Source organism: Sporosarcina ureilytica (assembly GCF_001753205.1).
Lineage (GTDB): Bacteria > Bacillota > Bacilli > Bacillales_A > Planococcaceae > Sporosarcina > Sporosarcina ureilytica.
The window spans coordinates 1,268,129-1,287,802 of record NZ_CP017560.1; the positions used below are offsets into that span (position 1 = coordinate 1,268,129).

Below are 19,674 nucleotides of genomic sequence, written 5' to 3' on the forward strand. Positions count from 1 at the left end.
TTTTTGAATACGGCGCATTCTAAATTTCACAAGGAGGTGTTAGTGATGGCTAGTAACAACAATGGCAACTCAAACCAACTTTTAGTTCCAGGCGTCAGACAAGCTCTTGACCAAATGAAAGAAGAAATTGCGCAAGAGTTTGGCGTTCAAATGGGACCAGATGCTACATCGCGTGCCAACGGATCCGTAGGCGGAGAAATTACTAAGCGATTAGTGCGTCAGGCTCAATCACAAATGAGCGGATACCAACAACAATAAGTAAATAATGAAAGGCTGTTTCGAAGTTATTCGAAACAGCTTTTCTTATACCTCAAAAAAGAAAAAACTTTTTTAAAATTAAGGGCATGATTTTTTGAATACGGTGCATTCTATATTTCACAAGGAGGTGTTAATGAGATGCCAAACAACAACAGCAACAATTCAAACCAACTTTTAGTTCCGGGTGTCAGACAAGCTCTTGACCAAATGAAATATGAAATTGCTCAAGAGTTTGGCGTTCAAATGGGACCAGATGCTTCATCGCGTGCCAACGGATCCGTAGGCGGAGAAATTACTAAGCGATTAGTGCGTCAGGCTCAATCACAAATGAACGGTAATCAACAACAATAAGTAATTGAGGAAAAGCCGTACCGGAATTAAATCCGGGGCGGCTTTTCTAATTGATTCAAGTTCTAATCAATTTGAAAACTGTTTATTGTTAACTTGAGCAAAAGATGCCTGTTAGTATATAATTACGTAATTGATTCAAAAACATTTCGACAACCAATTATACCTTTGAATTTTCGGATTGTTGCCAGTATAATGAAAGTATAGACGAAGGGGGAAAAATTATGAACAGAGAACAATTAATCGCACCTGAACACTACAATATCGTTAGTGAATTTGAAAAGTATGCAACGGGAAATGGCCAGAAAGCGCTTATTTATATTAATACAGCTGGAGAAAAGCGTGAAGTTACCTATGATGCACTGATTGAAAAAGCGAATCAGACTGCAAATGTTTTTCGTGAGAGCGGTTTAGAAAAAGGCGATGTGATTTTAGTTATGATGCCGCGCCTCATTGAATCATATAGTACATATATTGGTGCGTTAAAAGCTGGACTCGTAGTGATACCTAGCTCAGAAATGTTAAGACCTTCAGACATTGAATATCGTTTACAACATAGCGGGGCAAAAGCTATCGTATCTTATGAGAAATTCGCGAATCAATTTGATGACGTTAAAAATATTGAGGCGATTGATCTCTTTATCGTTGGTAAAGCAAAGGGAAATCAAAAATCATTAACAGACTTAATTGAAAAAGCATCCAAAGAATTTAATATAACCAACACGAAAAGCTCTGATTATGCATTTTTATCCTATACATCAGGTACAACCGGTTCGCCTAAAGGTGTTGTTCATACGCATGCTTGGGGCTATGCACATTTACGCACAACTGCACCGAATTGGCTCGGTATTCAAGAGAATGATGTTGTGTGGGCAACAGCGGCACCAGGATGGCAGAAATGGATTTGGACACCATTTTTATCAGTATTGGGAAGCGGCGCTACAGGCTTAGTGTATGATGGGAAATTTGATGCCGAAACGTATTTTAAGTTAATTAAAGAAAATAATGTGAATGTAATTTGTTGTACACCGACTGAATATAGATTTATGGCGATGACGGAAGATTTATCAGAAAATGATTTATCCTCAATCCGAAGTGCAGTATCTGCAGGTGAGCCATTGAACACAGAAGTCATTACAACTTTTAAAGATGTATTTTCCCTTGATGTCCGTGATGGTTATGGACAAACTGAAAATACGTTACTTGTTGGTACGATGCTTGGGATGGAAGCGCGCCTTGGTTCTATGGGGAAACCAACGCCAGGCAATCGTGTAGAAATTATTGATGAAGATGGTCAGCCAGTAGCCGTAGGTGAAACTGGAGATATTGCTGTACACATTTCCACGCCGGCTTTATTTAAGGAATATTTAAATGACCCGGAACGAACGAGTATGCAGTTCCGAGGAGATTATTATGTGACGGGCGATTTGGCTAGAGTGGATGAAGACGGGTATTTTTGGTTTGAAGGCCGTGGGGACGATGTTATTATTAGTTCTGGCTATACGATTGGACCATTTGAAGTTGAAAGTGCTGTCTTACAACACCCAGCAGTTCGTGAATGTGCGGTTGTGGCTAGCCCAGATGAAGTTCGCGGAAACGTCGTAAAGGCATTTATCGTACTTCGAGATCCATCAAGAAAAGATGAGGAAGGTCTTGTTGAAGAAATCCAAGACCACGTGAAAGCATTAACGGCGCCATATAAATACCCAAGAAAAATAGAGTTTATTGATGAAATGCCGAAAACAATATCGGGTAAAATTATGCGAGTTGAACTTCGAAAACAGGAAAGAGGAATTTCGCTAAAGCCTTAATGTTATATGAATAAGGTAGTGGTTTTCTAGGATGCCGATTCGAGCATTCGTATAAACTTTTTCTGCTTTTATACGTTTGAAAGATAAAGCGTATAAAAGCAGTTTTTCATATTATTGTGATAGTGCATGCATCCGAAAGGGGACATCAAAGATGCATAACGAAAAAAGTGGCGTCCTCTGGGCGATTACCGCATATTTAATTTGGGGGATCTTACCGGTTTATTGGAAAGCTTTACATAATGTATCGAGTGCTGAAATCTTAACGAGTCGAATTGTTTGGGCATTTTTACTAACGTTATTATTAGTTGTCTTCATGAGAAGTGCTCGCCAGTTAGTCCAAGACCTGAAGACGCTTTGGCAATCTCAAAAGAATTTTTGGTCTTTATTTATTGCATCTGGATTAATTTCTGGAAATTGGTTTATTTATATTTGGGCTGTCAATCATGATCATCTTGTGCAAACAAGCTTAGGCTACTATATGAACCCACTTGTATCGGTTTTGCTAGGGGTCGTGTTTTTAAAAGAAAGGTTAAATGCGTCACAGAAAACAGCTTTTTTACTTGCGGTTATAGGTGTTACGATTTTAACCATTTCATACGGGGAGTTTCCGTGGATTGCTTTCATACTTGCCGTTACATTTGCCGTTTACGGTTTAGTGAAGAAAACGATTGAGCTTGATGCGTTAAGGGGATTAACGATTGAGACTTTTTTCATCACTCCAATCGCGCTTGCTTTTTATATCTGGCTATTTATCAATGGTGAGGCAGTCTTTTTACAGACGAATTTCAAAACAAATATATTGCTCATTTTGACAGGTGTTGTAACAGCATTGCCACTCGTATTATTTGCGAAAGGTGCGCAGCGGATGCCTTTATATATGGTTGGGTTTTTACAATATATTGCACCGACAATGATGTTATTTTTAGGTGTAGTCATATACGGGGAGACATTCGGTAAAATCGAGCTGTTATCTTTTGCTTTTATTTGGTTGGCGTTGATTTTATTTACTGTGTCGAAGGTGTTTGAAGTAGTTAAGGCAAGATCAATTTCTACTGATGTTCTCTATTCTAAAGGGAAGTAGCGTAGTACAGTAAAAATGGTGAATCCCTACACAAGTAGAGATTCACCATTTTAAAGTTTTCATAAAAACATCCGTTGAACTTTTTCCCAAAAAGAATTATTTTTAAGTTTTACTGTTTTAATCAGTTTGTCGCTAAGTACAATATCTATATTTTCTACTTTCCTAACAGGTAATGCTTCATTATCGGCAGCCATAATTGGGAAGTCGTTTCCGTCTTGATGAACCCTTAATTTTAATGACCGTTCACCACTTAATATGAATGATGAACCTAGTGTACGATATTGATTATTGTTTACTGAAGCTAACTCAGTAACTTGAAAGCAATTTAATAAAGGATCGACAACTGCGCCATTCATAGATTTATTATAAGCAGTACTTCCTGTTGGTGTCGATGCGATGAGACCATCTCCGAGGAACGTTTCAAAGTGTTTATCATTAATTAGAACATCTAATACAAACGTACGAATAATATTAGAACGAATACTAAATTCGTTTAAACAATAAAATGGTTTGTGCTCGTCAATGGTAACCTCAATCAGTGGATAGCGTCTGACTTCGAGTTCAGCGTGTTGAATTATCTGCACCATTTCAGAAAGATTGTTATAATGGAAATCGCAGTATAAACTATGATCATCTGTGACAGAAATCCCTGCATATAAACAGTCTTGTCTAAAGTCTGTCTTGCGAACTGCTTGTAAAAATGTACCATCGCTTCCAAGGCTAATAATGATGTTAGCATCTTCATGATTCTCTAACGTTGTAAATCCTTTGGATGTTAAAGCCTCTTCGACAGTTGCTTTTTTTCTCAGCGATTCTTCATCATGCTTGCTATAAATATATACATTCATTCTTTTTTTCATAAATAGCACTCCTTTAAACTAACTAACATTACTTTAGCACGTTCTGAAACATTTTGGGGTATATAACCGTATACATGATTGTAAAACAAAAGGGAGGAAATTAAAAATGACAGCAAAACGATGGATTGCCATCATTGCCGCATCGGTATTATTATTGGTATCGATAGGGATTAACACATTATCTTACTTTTTCACTAGGGATTTTTCTGGATTTTTAGAAGAAATGGCAAATGCAGCAGACGGGTATAGTGAAAATATTATTGAAGTAGGAAAAGGAAAAGATAAAATTGCCGTATTAACACTAGATGGTGTAATTCAAGATTTAGGCGAAGTTTCACCGTTCTTTGCGGTAGGCTACAATCATAGATTTTTCATGAATCAATTAAATGAAATTTATGAAGATCCATATGTTAAAGGGGTAGTATTATCCGTTAATACCCCAGGTGGTGGAGTCGTCGAATCAGCAGACATATATGACGCTATTCGAATGATTCAAGAAGAAAAGGAAATACCTGTATATGTTTCAATGGGCGGTATGGCCGCGTCTGGTGGTTATTATGTGTCAGCACCTGCAGAGAAAATATTTGTTAACCACGAAACAATTACTGGTTCAATTGGTGTCATTATGGAAAGTATTAACTTTGCAAAGTTAGCGGAAAAATATGGTATTGACTTTAATACGATTAAAACAGGACCTTATAAAGATATTATGAGTAGCTCACGTGAAATGACAGCGGAAGAGCGAGAGATGCTTCAAGAAATGATCAATGATTCATACGAGCGATTTGTCGATATTATTGTCGATGGTAGAGGAATGACAGATGCCGAAGTAAGAAAAGTGGCGGACGGTCGAATTATGAACGGTCGTCAGGCAATTGAAGCGGGCTTGGCGGATGACTATGGAAAAGTTGGCGATGTCATCAGCGCTTTACAAGAGGATTATGACTTGCGAAATGCAACGATATTTGAGTATACGATGAATGATAGTTTGAGTTCTCTCCTTGGTATGAAGGCGACTTCCATGTTCGGTAACCAAAGAATTGAAAATGAAATTTTAGGTAAGTTATTATCGGATTATAGTGCACCTAGAATGATGTACTTATACGGAAATCATTAAGGAGGGGAAATCATGACAGAACAAAATGATAATGAGATGGTTGTTCCAACGGCCCCTTCCGAAAACGAAGCGATTATGCATAAGTCACATGCAAATGGTGAAATTGATTGTTATAAACCTAAATTGGCGGGCTTTTGGACACGGTTTTGGGCGTATTGTATCGATTTGATAGTCTTATCTTCTATCGGCGGATTATTCATTAAACCGATATTTAGAGTGCTGGATATTCCGGTAACCAATCCGTCATTTTTATTTTTCACACCCTATAAAATCACGCTATTAATTGTGACATTACTTTACTTTCTTTTAATGACGAAGTATTTACAACAGACAGTAGGGAAAATCGTCCTAGGAATTAAAGTAACAGCGAAAAATGAAGAGAAACTAACATGGGGAACTTTAGTTTTTCGTGAGGTAATCGGAAGGTTTATTTCAAAGACGTTAGTGCTCCCTTATTTACTTGTTGCATTTATGCCTAAGAAAGAGGCGCTTCATGATTTATTCGCGGACACATATGTCGTCCATGAAGATGTCTATGAGAAAAGAAGCTATTTCGAATACTTGAAAAACGAAAAGGGTGAAAAGTTGCAAGAAAGCCCGAACGTTTAGTAAGATAGTTGTTAGAAAGGGAGGCGTGTTTTATGTCACAAGTTACATTTCAGAACAATCCTGTTACATTACTTGGTGAAGAGGTAAAAGTAGGAAATGCTGCACCAGACTTTACAGTTCTTGCGAATGATTTAACGCCGGTTACATTAGCAGATACGAAAGGGAAAGTTAGACTTATCAGTGTTGTTCCATCATTAGATACGGGCGTATGTGCAAAACAAACGCGGAGATTTAATGAAGAAGCAACGGCTTTAAGTGATGATGTAGAAGTACTGACAATTTCGGTCGACCTGCCATTTGCACAAGCTCGTTGGTGTGGTGCTGAGGGAATTGATGCGGTTCAAACTTTATCCGATCATAAGGAACTTTCTTTTGGGAAAGCATATGGAGTTGTTATTGAAGAACTAAGATTACTAGCACGTTCCGTTTTTGTAGTAGATAAAAATGACAAAGTTACATATGTCGAATATGTATCAGAAGTCACGGATCACCCAAATTATGAAAAAGCCATTGAGGCAGTAAGAGAATTAACTGTATAATAATTTAGAAATACCCACCTGGAAACGGGTGGGTTTTGTGAGTAAAGGAATGAAAATATGACGAACACTGAAAAGATTTTTTCGTTTATTGATACATATGCACAGTCTTCTAACGCGCTTTATTTAGAAGCGGTCATTGACGCATGTAATGAGTGGCTTACTGGTAGTAGTGCGCCTGATTTATCAACCCCAGCCACGCAAGAGGAGATGAGGCGTGGGATTCAATTAGCCATTTTAAAAGGAATGAAAGAGAATGCCCAGCCGAATCATCAAATGACACCTGATTCAATCGGCATGTTACTTGGGCATATTGCAAGTAAATTAGTGAGGGATGATGAGGAGACCACCTTACTAGACCCAACTGTCGGAACTGGGAACTTGCTTTACACGGTCATGAATATGATGAATGTGAACGTATCTGCTTATGCAGTTGAAATAGATGAAGTTCTTGTTAGATTATCCGCGGTTGTTGCAGAAATCCTTGAACAACGTGTTACTTTTTTAGTGCAGGATGCATTGCGACCGCTGTTTATCGATCCTGTCGATATGGTCATTAGTGATTTACCAGTAGGCTATTATCCAGACGACGAAAATGGTTTGAACTATGAATTGATGCCTCCAGAAGGACATGCGTATGCCCATCATTTATTTATCGAACAGTCATTAAATCATACAAAAGATGGCGGCTATGCATTGTTCATTATTCCGTCCAATTTATTTGAGTCTGAACAGGCTTCGCAATTACATGCGTTCTTAAAAAATAAAGCAATCGTTCGCGCAGTCATTCAATTGCCAAGTGCGCTCTTTAAAAATGAAGTACATGAGAAGAGTATTTTAATTTTACAAAAGCCATCTGAAAAGATCGTTGCAAAACCGGAAGTTTTACTTGCGAAAGTTCCGGATATGAAAAATAAAAATGCAATGGCGCGTTTTTTACAAGACGTTGATAAGTGGGCAAAAAAAGAAAGTTAATTTAAAGCAAACATATAGATTCTGTTTAGCGAAAGGAATGATTGATATGCCGATTATTCTAGCAATCAATGCGGGAAGTTCATCTTTGAAATTTCAACTTCTTGATATGCCAAGTGAACAAGTAACGGCAAAAGGTCAGATCGAACGAATTGGTATGACCGACTCGATCTTTACAATTAAATCAAAAGATGGAAAAACTGAGAAAAAACGAGATATAAAAGATCATGCGGAAGCGGCTACTTTGCTTTTGGATATGTTGATTCGTGAAGGTGTCGTAAGCTCATATGACGAAATTGACGGCGTAGGGCACCGTGTCGTACACGGGGGAGAAGTGTTTAGTGATTCTGTCCTAATAGAAGATGAGATACTTCAACAATTAGAAAAGTTATCAGGTCTCGCGCCACTTCACAATCCAGCAAATATTATAGGCATTAAAGAATTTAAAAAAGCCTTGCCTAATGTACCGGCTGTTGCGATTTTTGACACAGCATTTCACCAGACGATGCCTGAAAGTTCATTCCTCTATCCATTGCCAATAGAGTACTATGAAAAATATGGAATTCGTAAATATGGATTTCACGGAACGAGTCATAAGTACGTAACTGAACGTGCTGCAGAATTATTAAACCGACCGTTGGAAACGACAAAATTAATTTCATGTCATCTAGGAAACGGTGCAAGTATTGCTGCTGTGCAAGGCGGAGAGTCAATCGATACTTCTATGGGCTTTACGCCGCTAGCCGGGGTCACAATGGGGACGCGTTCAGGAAATATTGACCCAGCACTCATTCCTTATATTATGGAACAAACAGGTAAGTCCGTAGAAGAAGTGCTCAACGTATTAAATAAACAATCAGGAATGCTTGCCATGTCTGGCTTCTCAAGTGATTTACGGGATATTGAAATTCAAGCATCTGAAGGAAATAAACGTGCTCAATTAGCACTTGATGTTTTTGCAGATCGAATTCATAAATACATCGGATCTTATGCTGCAAGAATGGGCGGGGTAGATGCAATTATCTTCACGGCAGGTATCGGAGAAAATTCGGATACGATTCGTGAAAAAGTATTAGAAGGTCTAGAGTTTATGGGGGTTTATTTCGATCCGGATTTAAATCATGTTCGGGGAGAAGAAGTGTATATTAGCTTCCCTTATTCACCGGTAAAAGTGTTAGTGATCCCAACGAACGAGGAAGTTATGTTGGCCCGCGATACTGTGCGCGTTGCGGGATTGTAAAGCGGATAAGAAATAGATACGTTAGATGAAAATAACCTTTCCAGGATAGACTACACTTGGAAAGGTTATTTTTATTTGAAATTAGTGTCAACTTCTTCAGTTAAGAAAAAAATTGCCTCTATAGTGATATAGTGGCAATTTGTCATGCTTGTTACGTCATTACAACGCCTTCAGCTTTGTTATTTATCCAGTTCAGGGGTTCTAACAACAAGAACGTCACATTTTGCCGAACGAACAATGTTTTCTGAAACGCTTCCGATTAAAAAGCGTTCAACAGCATTCAGACCAGTTGCACCACAAATAATTAAGTCAGCCTCAATTTTAGGTGCGAGGTCTCTCGAAATCATTGTTTTTGCCGAGCCATACTCAACAAGAACGTTTACATTTGATAAACCATTATCGAGTGCTTTTTGTTTATACTCTTCAAGAAGCTCAGTGGCAAAGTTATGCGCACGTTCTGCAATTGAACGATCATATGCTTCAACCGCTGCATAAGAACGTGTATCAATAATATTTACTAAAGTTAAATTTGCATCATTTCGACCTGCAATGGCTGCTGCCTTTTTAAAAGCCCATTCTGATTCCTTCGAACCATCCACAGCAACAAGAATTTGATTGTATTGTAATGTCATCATAATTCCTCCATTCCCTTCCTATCTACTTTACTCTTAATATACCTCTAATATGAAAAATAGAAACCCTTTTATCACAAAATTTTAATTTTTTCGTGAAACTTTGGCGTTTGTGTTACAATTGGTTTGAAAAAAAGAGTAATTGTGTAAGTAATCTGTTAAAATAAACGGAGGTATCTTGTTTTGGTGAAACAGCAATTATTTTACATAGGAGGAAGAAAATGCGAATTGGTGTGCCTAAAGAAATTTTAAATAATGAAAATCGCGTTGCGATGACACCAGCAGGCGTGTATACGTTAGTAGATGCTGGCCATCAAGTCATCATTGAGTCGGGAGCTGGATTGGGTTCAAGCTTTACGGATGAGGCTTATGAAGAAGCTGGTGCACAAATCGTACCAACCGCCAAAGAAGTATGGGAAGCTGAAATGGTTATGAAAGTGAAGGAACCACAAGCGACAGAATACGATTATTTTCGAGAAGGCTTAATTATATTCACTTATTTCCACCTTGCGCATGAACCAAATTTAACTCGAGCTTTATTGAAAAATAAAGTGACGGCGATTGCTTATGAAACAGTGCAATTACCGAATGGTTCGTTACCACTTTTAGCACCAATGAGTGAAGTCGCTGGTCGAATGGCAATTCAAATCGGGGCTCAGTTTTTGCAAAAAACGAATGGCGGACGTGGTATTTTACTCGGAGGAATCCCTGGTGTAGCACGTGGGAAAGTGACGATTATCGGCGGAGGGATGGCTGGTACGAATGCAGCGCGCATTGCGGTTGGTTTAGGTGCGAAAGTGACGATTATTGACGTATCAACGGATCGCCTTCGTCAATTGGAAGAGATATTTGGCAATGATGTTCAAACGCTTATGTCTAATCCATTTAATATTTCAAAAGCTGTAAAAGATGCTGATTTAGTCGTCGGAGCAGTCCTTATTCCTGGCGCTAAAGCACCTAAGCTAGTAACGGAAGAAATGGTAAAATCGATGAATCCGGGTTCTGTCCTAGTCGATATTGCAATTGACCAAGGAGGCATATTCGAAACTTCTAATCGTATTACAACACATGACGATCCAATATTTACGAAGCATGGCGTGGTTCATTACGCAGTTGCGAATATGCCGGGAGCAGTGCCGCGTGTTGCGACGGAAGGCTTAACGAATAATACTGTGCCCTATGCATTGCAAATTGCCCAGTTAGGTGTGAAGGAAGCATTGATGAAAAATGAAGCTTTACAAAAGGGACTGAATACTTTTGGGGGGCATGTAACTTATGAAGCTGTCGCGGAAGCGCAAAATCTAGAGTATCTTGCCGCACCAGTCGCCTTAGAGCAATAAAAAAACGGCTATTCACTATTGTAGTGGAATAGCCGGTTTGTATTTTGAAAACGAATGACTAACTACTTGAGAATTTACGCTTCGATGATTTGTAATTCTTTTGGGAACTTTGTAAGAACTTCAACGCCATCTGCTGTGACAACGACATCGTCTTCTATTCGTACACCTGTCACGTCTGGGTGATAGATACCTGGTTCAATCGTGAATACCATGCCTTCTTCCATCACAAGGTCGTTTGTTCCTGTGACTGATGGATATTCATGCACTGAAATTCCAAGTCCGTGACCTAGACGATGCGTAAAATACTCACCGTAGCCGGCTTCTGAAATGACATCGCGCGCGGCTTTGTCTAGCTCTTTAGCTTTAACGCCTGGGCGTACTTTGTCAACCGCTGTTTGTTCGGCATGCTTCACCGTTTCGTAAATTTTACGCTGTTCATCTGAAGGCTCTCCGAAGGCAACCGTTCTTGTAATGTCTGAGCAGTAGCCATTGTAGACAACCCCGAGGTCAAATAAAATGAAATCGCCTTTTTGGATTTTACGGTCACCAGGGACACCATGCGGGGATGCTGTTTTAGGCCCTGAAAGAACCATCGTATCAAACGCCATTTTTTGAACGCCTTTTTTCTTCATTTCAAATTCAATCGCCATTAATACTTCAAGCTCAGTTTTACCTTCCGCGATTTCTCTGCACCCTACTTCAACAGCATAGTCCGCCAATTCAGCTGCCTTACGTAAGTTGTTCAGTTCATCTTCATCTTTAATAACTCTCATCTGATTTAATTGGTCATCCAAGTTCGTAAATTGAACGTTGTCAAAAATTTCTTCCATACGTTCTAGACGTTCAACTGTTAAATGAGATTTTTCAATTGCAATCGAGTTAAGGGATATCTCGCGCTTTTGTACCGCGTTTAAAACGATATCCCAAGCATCTTCTGTATCCGCATGGCCAACAGCTTCGTATGGCCAGCCCGCCGCTTTCACATCAGGTACTTCCATCAGTGGACAGATCACAAATGGTTCTGCTTCTTTAAATACCATGACACCAAGTAAGCGTTCATGTGGTTCACTTGCAAAACCTGATAAGTAAAATACATTATCAGGCGTTGTAATAAATGCTGCATCTACTTGCTGTTCTTGTAGAAAACGTTGGATTTCATTTACTTTTTTCAACATAAAAACCTCCTCGAAGAATGGTTTAATCATATCAAAAAGAGGGTTTTTCGACAATCTATCGAATGTGTATTAGAGTATAATGTGGAGGCGATATAGATGAAAATTTCTTATCATGGTCATTCAGTTGTTAAAATTCAAACGGATAATCATACAATATTAATTGACCCTTTTATTACGGGGAATCCATTAACGGATCTCGTAGTGGAGAATGAAAAGCCTGATGTAATTTTATTGACGCATGGTCATAATGATCATGTTGGCGATACGGTAGAAATAGCGAAGTCTTGTAATGCGCTTGTCGTAGCTCCAAATGAACTTGCAGTGTATTTAGGTTTACAAGGATTAAATACACATGGCATGAATATTGGCGGTGCTAAAGAATTTGACTTTGGCACAGTTAAATTTACGAAAGCGTTTCATAGTTCCTCTTATCAAACAGAGGAGAATGAATTTATTTATACGGGCATGCCGTCAGGGATCTTATTTACGGCAGAAGGGAAAACAATTTATCATGCGGGGGACACATCCCTGTTTGGGGATATGGAATTAATCGGGAAAAGACATCCGTTAGACGTAGCTTTCCTACCAATTGGGGATAACTTCACAATGGGACCTGAAGATGCAGCTTATGCAGTGGAACTATTGAATCCGAAACTTACGATTCCAGTCCATTACAATACATTTCCACCGATAGAACAGGATCCGTTAAAATTTAAAGAACTTGTGAAAAATCATGAAGTGAAAATCATGGAAGCTGGAGAAGTATTTGAATGTTGACGAATATCCGGAGTGGCAGTGATGCCATTCCGGATATTTTTATAAAAATTCAAAGCGAGTAGCTTTGGTAGTGAGTCTGGTAAGAAAATAGCAATAAAAAACGCTAACCATTATGAGTCTAACTGTCGTATCCTGACATGGGTTGTTCTAAAAGCGTAAATCCTCACTATCTGTGGTAGAATAAGCAGTAGGGAAGTGTATAGAGAAGGTGAAGAGATGGCGACTAAACATGAACAAATTATTCGATATATAAAGGGGTTGCAGGTCGGTGAGAAAATATCTGTCCGACAAGTAGCTAAGGAGCTTTCGGTAAGTGATGGTACGGCTTATCGAGCAATTAAAGAAGCAGAAAATCGAAAGTTAGTCAATACGATTGAACGTGTTGGCACCATTCGAATTGAAAAGAAAAAAAGAGAAAGTATAGAAAGATTAACGTTTGCCGAAGTACTTAATATTGTTGACGGTCAAGTATTAGGTGGCCGCTCGGGCTTGCATAAAACATTAACGAAATTCGTTATTGGCGCGATGCAATTAGGAGATATGATGCGCTATGTTGACGCAGGCAGTCTGTTGATTGTTGGAAACCGGATGAAGGCGCAGGAAACAGCGTTACTTGCAAATGCGGCTGTATTAATTACTGGAGGTTTCGATGCAACGGACGAAGCGAAGAAAATAGCAGATGAATTGGAATTACCGATTATTTCAACGAGTTATGATACGTTTACAGTAGCAACGATGTTAAACCGGGCGATATATGACCAAATGATTGAAAAAGAAATCTTATTAGTGGCTGATATTTTGACGCCGATGGATCAAACAATTGTCTTAACAGTAGAAGATACAATTGCTGATTTTAATATGAATAATAAAGAAACTGGGCATTTAGGTTATCCAGTTACGGACCTTTCGGGCAGGTTAGTTGGCATTGTTACATCACGAGACGTCATAGGAAAATCGGGTGATGAGAAAATTGAAAAAGTGATGACACGCAATCCGATAACGGTAACCGAAAATACAAGTGTTGCCTCTGCAGCTCATAGTATGATTTGGGAAGGGATTGATCTCTTGCCAGTCGTCACTGATGCGAGTAAGTTTACTGGAGTTGTCAGTAGGGAAGATGTGCTAAGAGCCTTTCAAACTGCACAACGACAGCCTCATCAAGGGGAAACAATCGATGATATTATTAAAAAACAAATGGACGTTGCTACGAGTGATTCCCAGGCGATTGAATTTACAGTAACACCTCAATTAACGAACCAATATGGAACTTTATCGCATGGAGCGATGACTACGTTATTAACGGAAACAGGGAACAGAGCGATAAAAATGAGAAAACGTGGCGAGGCTGTTGCCGAAAACATTTCTATGTATATGTTACAACCCGTCCAACTTGGTGCTGTAGTACGAGTAGAACCAAGAATATTGCAAATGAGCAGACGTTTTGTGAAAGTGGATTTTGATTTAAACGCGGGCAATGAACTTGTTGCAAAAGCAATGGTGATGTACCAGTTATTTGAAAAATGATTGATTGCAAAAACGATTATGAAGATAAATGTATACTTTAGATTAATTTTAAAAATGGAAAAAGAAAAACTGATGCATTCATTTGCATCAGTGTTCGTTAAGTACTGCCTCTTCTTCAATAAATTGTCGATAATGTTTAGCGGCACGGAAATTGTAAACGAGTACATATAAACCGAGCAAAATGAAAACAGCTGAAACAATATAGATGACAAGCTTATTGAATAATAAAATCTGATTCAACCCAAAAGAAATGAGAAAAAGACCTAAAGCTGCGCCGGCCATACTTGCGAACAACTTTTTCCGTATAGGCAGCATATATGTCGTTCTAAATTGTCTCATTTTAAAATAAAGGTAAAACACAACACTAGCGATAATGAGAAAAACTAAAAATAGCATAAGAACCCTCCATTAATTACTAGACTTCCTTTATTGTAGCGGTTCTTTCACCAAAATGCACAAGAAATATACTAAGCTGGAGGGCTGCAGATGAAAAAACAAATTATAGATACAATTGAAAAATACGATAAAATTATCATTCTTCGACATGTAAGACCTGATCCAGATGCTTACGGTTCGCAAATGGGCTTGAAGGAAATTATTTTGAAGAACTATCCGCAAAAAAAAGTGTATGCCGCTGGTGACCATGATGACGCATTAACTTATTTAGCAGTTCCAGAAGATATCAGCCTTGAAATGTATAAAGACGCCCTTATTATCGTAACCGATACTGGCAATACCGAAAGAATAGACGGAGAATATTATACAGAAGGCGCTTTACTTATGAAAATTGATCACCATCCTGATGCGGATCCATACGGTGATGTGAAATGGGTCGATACGAGTGCCAGTTCTACATCAGAAATGATTATAGATCTGTTTGAATATGGAAAAGCACATTATGATTGGCATATGCCAGATGCTGCTGCGCGTCTTCTATTTGCCGGTATTGTTGGCGATACGGGGAGATTTATGTATCCTAGTACGACAGTAAAAACATTTCAACGTGCGAGTGAACTACTAAAGTACAACTTTGATCGCACAAAACTTTTTACGAGTATGTATGAAGTAAACCGAAATGTATTAAACTTGCAAGGATATTTATATCAAAATTTCAATATGGATGAATACGGAGCGGCTTATATAAAGATTGACCGAGAAATATTAAAACAATTTGACGTAAGTCCGTCAGAGGCATCTCAACTCGTTAGTTCATTAGGTGAAGTAAAAGGAATCTGTGCTTGGGTAATTCTGATTGAAGAAGAGGACCTGATTCGGGTTCGACTGCGTTCAAAAGAAACGGTTATTAATGAACTGGCTGCTGAATATGGAGGCGGGGGTCATCCGCTTGCGGCGGGTGCATCCGTTTATTCATGGGAAGAAGCTGATGAACTAATTTCGAAACTACAACAATTATGTCGATAAATTGAGAGCGGAGGGAGATTAATGGAACTTGTCTATCCGCAACTTGTAACAGGCGCAGATCTTTTGCGCGGAATTAATAAACTCAACTATGTAGCCCCACTTCTATCTAGGAGAGGGGCTACTGCCGCCGCGATTATGAATAAAAAAATGTATGGTGTCCCTTCTTTTTACAAAACGATGAATAAATACGGAATTAAACCAATTATAGGTCTTTCTGTCATGGTCGATGTAGGAGAAGGACAAGCTGTGTTAGTTTACGTCTATGCAAAAACAAACGATGGATATCACAATTTATTGAAAATGAGCAGTGCGATTTCAATTACAGCTGAAGAAACGTTGCCGTTACACTGGTTGCAAGCATACAGTGTAGGTTGTATTGTACTATGCCCAATGACAGATGCGTCGTGGGATGAAAGAAGAGATGATACTACGCTTAACTTAATTATCCAACATAATCGCGGACAAGAAACGTATGTGGGTATATCCCGATCGGGCGGCGAAAGTCATGCGGAAGAGTCTCATATTGAAACACTAGCAGAAGCAACTTCCCTACAAGTTGCTGCTGTTTATGAATCACGTTATGTGTTTAAGGAGGATTTTTTTGCATTTAAAGCGGCTCAAGCGATTCGTTCTGGAGAAAAGATAAATGAAGTGGACGACCGATTGGACGCTCACCAATTTGCTTATCTTCCTGAACAACATGAAATACAAGAATGGTTTAAAGATCGTCCGCAATGGCTTGAAACAATGCAATCGCTTCTCTTATCTTGCCATGTTGAATTGAAGAAAAATGGGTTTCTCATGCCCAAGTATCCTTTGCCGGAAGGTGAGGACGCCGCTTCTTATTTGATGAAAAAGTGTACGGAAGGATTATTAGAGCGTATAGAAACAATCAATCCTATATACAAAGAAAGACTTGATTACGAGTTAACGATGATTCAACAGATGGAATTCACAGACTATTTCCTAATTGTTGAGGATTTTATACGCTTTGCTACGAACGCAGGCATCTTAACAGGACCAGGTCGAGGTTCTTCAGCGGGATCGCTTGTCGCTTATGCGTTAGGAATTACAGATGTAGATCCTATAAAATACGGCCTAATATTTGAACGCTTTCTAAATCCAGAGCGTGTGACCATGCCAGATATCGATATTGATTTCGCTGATAATCGGCGTTTTGAAGTGATTGAGTATGTGGCCGAAAAATACGGGAAAGCTCATGTTGCACAAATTATTACATTCGGTACACTTTCTACTCGGGCGGTTGCTAGGAATGTGGGGAGAGTATTCGGATTTACAACAGAAGAAATGAATTATGTAGCCGGTTTAATTTCGAGTCGCTCTCGAATGACGTTACATAAAGCGTATGACGAATCCAAGGAATTACGTGAATGGATTCAAATGGAGCCAATTCGTAGAAAATGGTTTGAAACAGCTTTGACGTTGGAAGGTCTCCCGCGAAACGCATCTACACATGCTGCAGGGGTTGTATTAGCACCTCATCCCCTCGTGAATACTGTGCCTTTACAAGACGGCGAGGACGGGTTGTATTTAACGCAATGGCCAATGGGAGATGTAGAAGAAAGTGGGCTACTAAAAATGGACTTTCTTGGACTCCGAAACTTAACGTTGCTCAATCGGATTCGTGCAATGATTCGATACGAAAAAGGCATCTATTTGAATTTTGAACAAATCCCTTTAGACGATGAGTTGACCTATTCAATTTTTCGAAATGGGGATACAACAGGTGTTTTTCAATTTGAGTCACCAGGAATGAGAGACACGTTGAGGTTAATTCAGCCAAGCCGCTTTGAAGACATATTCGCGATAAATGCCTTATACCGGCCTGGCCCGATGGAAAATATCCCAAGTTATCAAAGACGAAAGAATGGTCAAGAACCAATCAGATATATGCATCCTTCCCTGGAACCGATATTAAGTGAAACATACGGAATTATCGTTTACCAGGAGCAAATTATGCAAATTGTGGTGCAAGTTGCTGGTTATACAATGGGAGAGGCGGATTTACTACGTAGAGCGATTAGTAAAAAGAATCGAGACGTGTTAAATGATGAACGATTAAAGTTTACGGAACGTGCGATAGCGAATGGTATCCCAAAACAAAGTGCCATTGACATTTATGAATTAATCGTAAAGTTTGCCGATTATGGATTTCCAAAAAGCCATGCCGTTGCTTATTCATTAATCTCTTACCGCCTTGCCTATTTAAAGGCGAACGAGCCTGCTTATTTTTATGCAGCATACCTCACGTCGTTAGCTGGAAATCACGAGAAAATCATTGAAGTGATGAGAGAGGCTACTGCACGTGGGATAGAATTTTTAGCACCATCGATTAACGAGAGTAAATTTAATTTCACAGTTGAAAAAGGAGCCGTTCGAATTGGGCTAAGAACAATTCAGGGGATTACGGCAAATTTTTATGAGCAAGTGAAAAAAGCAAGAGAAACATCACCGAAATGGAAGACGATGTTTGATTGTGCGGCAGCACTTGGCGGTGAAAACTTCACCGAAAAAACGGCAACGCAACTAATCAAAGCAGGAGCTTTTGATGAGTTTGGTCAGTCGAGGGGGGTTCTGTTAGCCTCTGTCGATGCCGCGATCTCACATGCTTTGTTTATCGGTCCAAATGAAGATGATTTACTATCCTCTGTGATGCAATCGATTGCCAATCCTAAATATACGCCAAGTAGTGAAATGCCACGGATGAAAATGTTGGAATATGAACGAGAGGTATTGGGTTTTTATTTATCGGAACACCCTGCCGTTGAAGTGAAAAAAATGTTGAATGAATCGTTTACGGATGTAATCGCCATTGATGAAAAGCGTGAGCGTTCCGATGTAACCATGATTGGGTTAGTTACTGAAATCAAAAGAATTCGGACAAAAAAAGGAGAATCGATGGCATTTGTCAAATTACAAGATGAGACAGGGGTAATTTCCTGTACATTCTTTCCGAGACAATATGCATCATTCAGTGTGCATTTAAAAGAGATGAATATTTTGTATGTAGACGGAACCGTCGAAAGACGAAGAGGCACACCTCAAGTGATTGTCCAGAATATGAAAGTTGCAGTAGAAGCAGTATAATGAATGGCAATCACGATGCTCAGAGTCATCTCATTTGTTTTTTCATTTTCAATTCATGTATGCAAAATGAACGAGCTTAAAATTAAAATTTTTATCCATGTATCTAAGCGTTTTTAATTTTTGCTTTACGTAACGCAATCGCTTCTGTATGATTGGGTACAGAGTGGTCTGACCACTAAGTACAATCGTTACTTCCAGAGGAGTTCAGCAATGGAAAGTCAAAAAGAGCATCCGAAAATGTACCTAGAAATTGTGGGTGAATTAAGAAATTTAATTGAAGAAGAAAACATTAAGACTGGTGGGAAACTTCCATCGGAACGCGTATTGGCTGAACGCATGCAAGTGGGTCGTTCAACTATCCGAGAAGCGTTGCGAAGTCTTGAATTATTAGGCGTTATTGAAACGAGACGAGGGGAAGGCACGTTTTTAGCTGACTTTCAAAAAAACCAATTTGTCGATGTGTTGTCTGGTTTTATTTTACAACAATCGACTTCAATTCAAGATGTAATGGAAACAAGAAGAATACATGAAATTGCTGCGATTCAAACTGTTTGTAAACGTTCGGAATTACGAAAACTTCCAGTCTGGGAGAGTTTATTAGCAAAAGTTGAATACGATGAAAGTATGAAAAGAATAGATTTAATACGAGAAATGATTGTATCAACAGGAAACCGTCTTTCATTGAAAATATGGATGTTATTAAAGCAATACAGTCAAGTTCCGTATGAAATAGTTATGACACCAGCTGAGAAGAATTACGTAAAAGAACTACTTGTTGGTTTATTAGCTGGCGACGAAGCAAAAACGCTTAAAGAATACAACAATTGGATAAGTTTAGTTGAAGGTGAAAGAGAGGAGTCATGA

At 38.9% G+C, this 19,674-nt stretch carries 19 protein-coding genes; 15 read left to right on the forward strand and 4 right to left on the reverse strand.

What is annotated here, in order from left to right:
* Positions 1 to 45 precede the first annotated feature (45 nt).
* From BI350_RS06445 to rarD, 4 genes are all read left to right on the forward strand, one after another.
* Positions 46 to 258, forward strand: a complete 213-nt coding sequence (locus tag BI350_RS06445) for an alpha/beta-type small acid-soluble spore protein (protein WP_075527344.1) — start codon at positions 46 to 48, stop codon at positions 256 to 258.
* 138 nt (positions 259 to 396) lie between these two features.
* Positions 397 to 609, forward strand: coding sequence for an alpha/beta-type small acid-soluble spore protein (locus BI350_RS06450; RefSeq protein WP_075527345.1), 213 nt, complete (start codon positions 397 to 399; stop codon positions 607 to 609).
* Between the two features lie 221 nt (positions 610 to 830).
* A complete protein-coding gene (gene mbcS / locus BI350_RS06455; RefSeq protein ID WP_075527346.1) occupies positions 831 to 2,417 on the forward strand; it encodes an acyl-CoA synthetase MbcS in 1,587 nt (528 codons plus the stop codon).
* Between the two features lie 151 nt (positions 2,418 to 2,568).
* Entirely contained in the window at positions 2,569 to 3,498 is a 930-nt protein-coding gene (gene rarD / locus BI350_RS06460) for an EamA family transporter RarD (RefSeq protein WP_075527347.1), read from the forward strand.
* A 59-nt stretch (positions 3,499 to 3,557) separates the two neighbouring features.
* Here the strand turns inward: rarD and BI350_RS06465 are convergent, their stop codons facing one another.
* Positions 3,558 to 4,358 (reverse strand): NAD kinase, encoded by an 801-nt coding sequence (locus tag BI350_RS06465; protein WP_075527348.1) that lies wholly within the window; start codon positions 4,356 to 4,358, stop codon positions 3,558 to 3,560.
* Between the two features lie 106 nt (positions 4,359 to 4,464).
* On the opposite strand from BI350_RS06465, the gene sppA reads away from it, so the two are divergent.
* The 5 genes from sppA to BI350_RS06490 are packed head-to-tail and all read left to right on the forward strand — an operon-like array spanning position 4,465 to position 8,832.
* A complete protein-coding gene (gene sppA / locus BI350_RS06470; protein ID WP_075527349.1) occupies positions 4,465 to 5,475 on the forward strand; it encodes a signal peptide peptidase SppA in 1,011 nt (336 codons plus the stop codon).
* A 12-nt stretch (positions 5,476 to 5,487) separates the two neighbouring features.
* Positions 5,488 to 6,084, forward strand: a complete 597-nt coding sequence (locus BI350_RS06475) for an RDD family protein (RefSeq protein ID WP_082294979.1) — start codon at positions 5,488 to 5,490, stop codon at positions 6,082 to 6,084.
* A gap of 32 nt (positions 6,085 to 6,116) precedes the next feature.
* Positions 6,117 to 6,623, forward strand: coding sequence for a thiol peroxidase (tpx, locus tag BI350_RS06480; protein ID WP_075527350.1), 507 nt, complete (start codon positions 6,117 to 6,119; stop codon positions 6,621 to 6,623).
* 57 nt (positions 6,624 to 6,680) lie between these two features.
* Entirely contained in the window at positions 6,681 to 7,595 is a 915-nt protein-coding gene (locus BI350_RS06485) for a class I SAM-dependent methyltransferase (RefSeq protein WP_075527351.1), read from the forward strand.
* Between the two features lie 46 nt (positions 7,596 to 7,641).
* Positions 7,642 to 8,832 carry an acetate kinase gene (locus BI350_RS06490; protein ID WP_075527352.1) on the forward strand — a complete coding sequence of 397 codons (1,191 nt, stop codon included), beginning with the start codon at positions 7,642 to 7,644 and terminating at the stop codon, positions 8,830 to 8,832.
* A gap of 179 nt (positions 8,833 to 9,011) precedes the next feature.
* Here the strand turns inward: BI350_RS06490 and BI350_RS06495 are convergent, their stop codons facing one another.
* Positions 9,012 to 9,464, reverse strand: a complete 453-nt coding sequence (locus tag BI350_RS06495; protein WP_075527353.1) for a universal stress protein — start codon at positions 9,462 to 9,464, stop codon at positions 9,012 to 9,014.
* 221 nt (positions 9,465 to 9,685) lie between these two features.
* Between BI350_RS06495 and ald the strand changes: the two genes are divergently transcribed.
* Positions 9,686 to 10,804 carry an alanine dehydrogenase gene (gene ald, locus BI350_RS06500; protein WP_075527354.1) on the forward strand — a complete coding sequence of 373 codons (1,119 nt, stop codon included), beginning with the start codon at positions 9,686 to 9,688 and terminating at the stop codon, positions 10,802 to 10,804.
* A gap of 74 nt (positions 10,805 to 10,878) precedes the next feature.
* On the opposite strand, the gene BI350_RS06505 is transcribed toward ald, so the two are convergent.
* A complete protein-coding gene (locus tag BI350_RS06505; protein ID WP_075529272.1) occupies positions 10,879 to 11,976 on the reverse strand; it encodes a M24 family metallopeptidase in 1,098 nt (365 codons plus the stop codon).
* A 99-nt stretch (positions 11,977 to 12,075) separates the two neighbouring features.
* Between BI350_RS06505 and BI350_RS06510 the strand changes: the two genes are divergently transcribed.
* Together BI350_RS06510 and BI350_RS06515 are read left to right on the forward strand one after the other, a co-directional pair.
* Positions 12,076 to 12,756: a metal-dependent hydrolase gene (locus BI350_RS06510; RefSeq protein ID WP_075527355.1), complete on the forward strand. Its 681-nt coding sequence runs from the start codon at positions 12,076 to 12,078 to the stop codon at positions 12,754 to 12,756.
* A 216-nt stretch (positions 12,757 to 12,972) separates the two neighbouring features.
* On the forward strand, positions 12,973 to 14,280 hold the full coding sequence (locus BI350_RS06515) for a DRTGG domain-containing protein (RefSeq protein ID WP_075527356.1): 1,308 nt from the start codon (positions 12,973 to 12,975) through the stop codon (positions 14,278 to 14,280).
* Between the two features lie 87 nt (positions 14,281 to 14,367).
* Here the strand turns inward: BI350_RS06515 and BI350_RS06520 are convergent, their stop codons facing one another.
* The gene (locus BI350_RS06520; RefSeq protein ID WP_075527357.1) at positions 14,368 to 14,676 is read right to left on the reverse strand and encodes a YtpI family protein; all 309 of its coding nucleotides are present in this window, start codon (positions 14,674 to 14,676) and stop codon (positions 14,368 to 14,370) included.
* A 90-nt stretch (positions 14,677 to 14,766) separates the two neighbouring features.
* Between BI350_RS06520 and BI350_RS06525 the strand changes: the two genes are divergently transcribed.
* From BI350_RS06525 to BI350_RS06535, 3 genes are all read left to right on the forward strand, one after another.
* Positions 14,767 to 15,702: a DHH family phosphoesterase gene (locus tag BI350_RS06525; protein ID WP_075527358.1), complete on the forward strand. Its 936-nt coding sequence runs from the start codon at positions 14,767 to 14,769 to the stop codon at positions 15,700 to 15,702.
* Between the two features lie 21 nt (positions 15,703 to 15,723).
* A complete protein-coding gene (gene dnaE, locus BI350_RS06530) occupies positions 15,724 to 18,810 on the forward strand; it encodes a DNA polymerase III subunit alpha (RefSeq protein ID WP_075527359.1) in 3,087 nt (1,028 codons plus the stop codon).
* A 210-nt stretch (positions 18,811 to 19,020) separates the two neighbouring features.
* The gene (locus tag BI350_RS06535) at positions 19,021 to 19,674 is read left to right on the forward strand and encodes a FadR/GntR family transcriptional regulator (protein WP_075527360.1); all 654 of its coding nucleotides are present in this window, start codon (positions 19,021 to 19,023) and stop codon (positions 19,672 to 19,674) included.

What these genes read in the sequence shown, in the direction of transcription:
- BI350_RS06445 (WP_075527344.1), top strand. Translation starts at nt 46, where the DNA reads ATGGCTAGTAACAACAATGGCAACTCAAACCAACTTTTAGTTCCAGGC.
- BI350_RS06450 (WP_075527345.1), top strand. Translation starts at nt 397, where the DNA reads ATGCCAAACAACAACAGCAACAATTCAAACCAACTTTTAGTTCCGGGT.
- mbcS (WP_075527346.1), top strand. Translation starts at nt 831, where the DNA reads ATGAACAGAGAACAATTAATCGCACCTGAACACTACAATATCGTTAGT.
- rarD (WP_075527347.1), top strand. Translation starts at nt 2,569, where the DNA reads ATGCATAACGAAAAAAGTGGCGTCCTCTGGGCGATTACCGCATATTTA.
- BI350_RS06465 (WP_075527348.1), bottom strand. Translation starts at nt 4,358, where the DNA reads ATGAAAAAAAGAATGAATGTATATATTTATAGCAAGCATGATGAAGAA.
- sppA (WP_075527349.1), top strand. Translation starts at nt 4,465, where the DNA reads ATGACAGCAAAACGATGGATTGCCATCATTGCCGCATCGGTATTATTA.
- BI350_RS06475 (WP_082294979.1), top strand. Translation starts at nt 5,488, where the DNA reads ATGACAGAACAAAATGATAATGAGATGGTTGTTCCAACGGCCCCTTCC.
- tpx (WP_075527350.1), top strand. Translation starts at nt 6,117, where the DNA reads ATGTCACAAGTTACATTTCAGAACAATCCTGTTACATTACTTGGTGAA.
- BI350_RS06485 (WP_075527351.1), top strand. Translation starts at nt 6,681, where the DNA reads ATGACGAACACTGAAAAGATTTTTTCGTTTATTGATACATATGCACAG.
- BI350_RS06490 (WP_075527352.1), top strand. Translation starts at nt 7,642, where the DNA reads ATGCCGATTATTCTAGCAATCAATGCGGGAAGTTCATCTTTGAAATTT.
- BI350_RS06495 (WP_075527353.1), bottom strand. Translation starts at nt 9,464, where the DNA reads ATGACATTACAATACAATCAAATTCTTGTTGCTGTGGATGGTTCGAAG.
- ald (WP_075527354.1), top strand. Translation starts at nt 9,686, where the DNA reads ATGCGAATTGGTGTGCCTAAAGAAATTTTAAATAATGAAAATCGCGTT.
- BI350_RS06510 (WP_075527355.1), top strand. Translation starts at nt 12,076, where the DNA reads ATGAAAATTTCTTATCATGGTCATTCAGTTGTTAAAATTCAAACGGAT.
- BI350_RS06515 (WP_075527356.1), top strand. Translation starts at nt 12,973, where the DNA reads ATGGCGACTAAACATGAACAAATTATTCGATATATAAAGGGGTTGCAG.
- BI350_RS06520 (WP_075527357.1), bottom strand. Translation starts at nt 14,676, where the DNA reads ATGCTATTTTTAGTTTTTCTCATTATCGCTAGTGTTGTGTTTTACCTT.
- BI350_RS06525 (WP_075527358.1), top strand. Translation starts at nt 14,767, where the DNA reads ATGAAAAAACAAATTATAGATACAATTGAAAAATACGATAAAATTATC.
- dnaE (WP_075527359.1), top strand. Translation starts at nt 15,724, where the DNA reads ATGGAACTTGTCTATCCGCAACTTGTAACAGGCGCAGATCTTTTGCGC.
- BI350_RS06535 (WP_075527360.1), top strand. Translation starts at nt 19,021, where the DNA reads ATGGAAAGTCAAAAAGAGCATCCGAAAATGTACCTAGAAATTGTGGGT.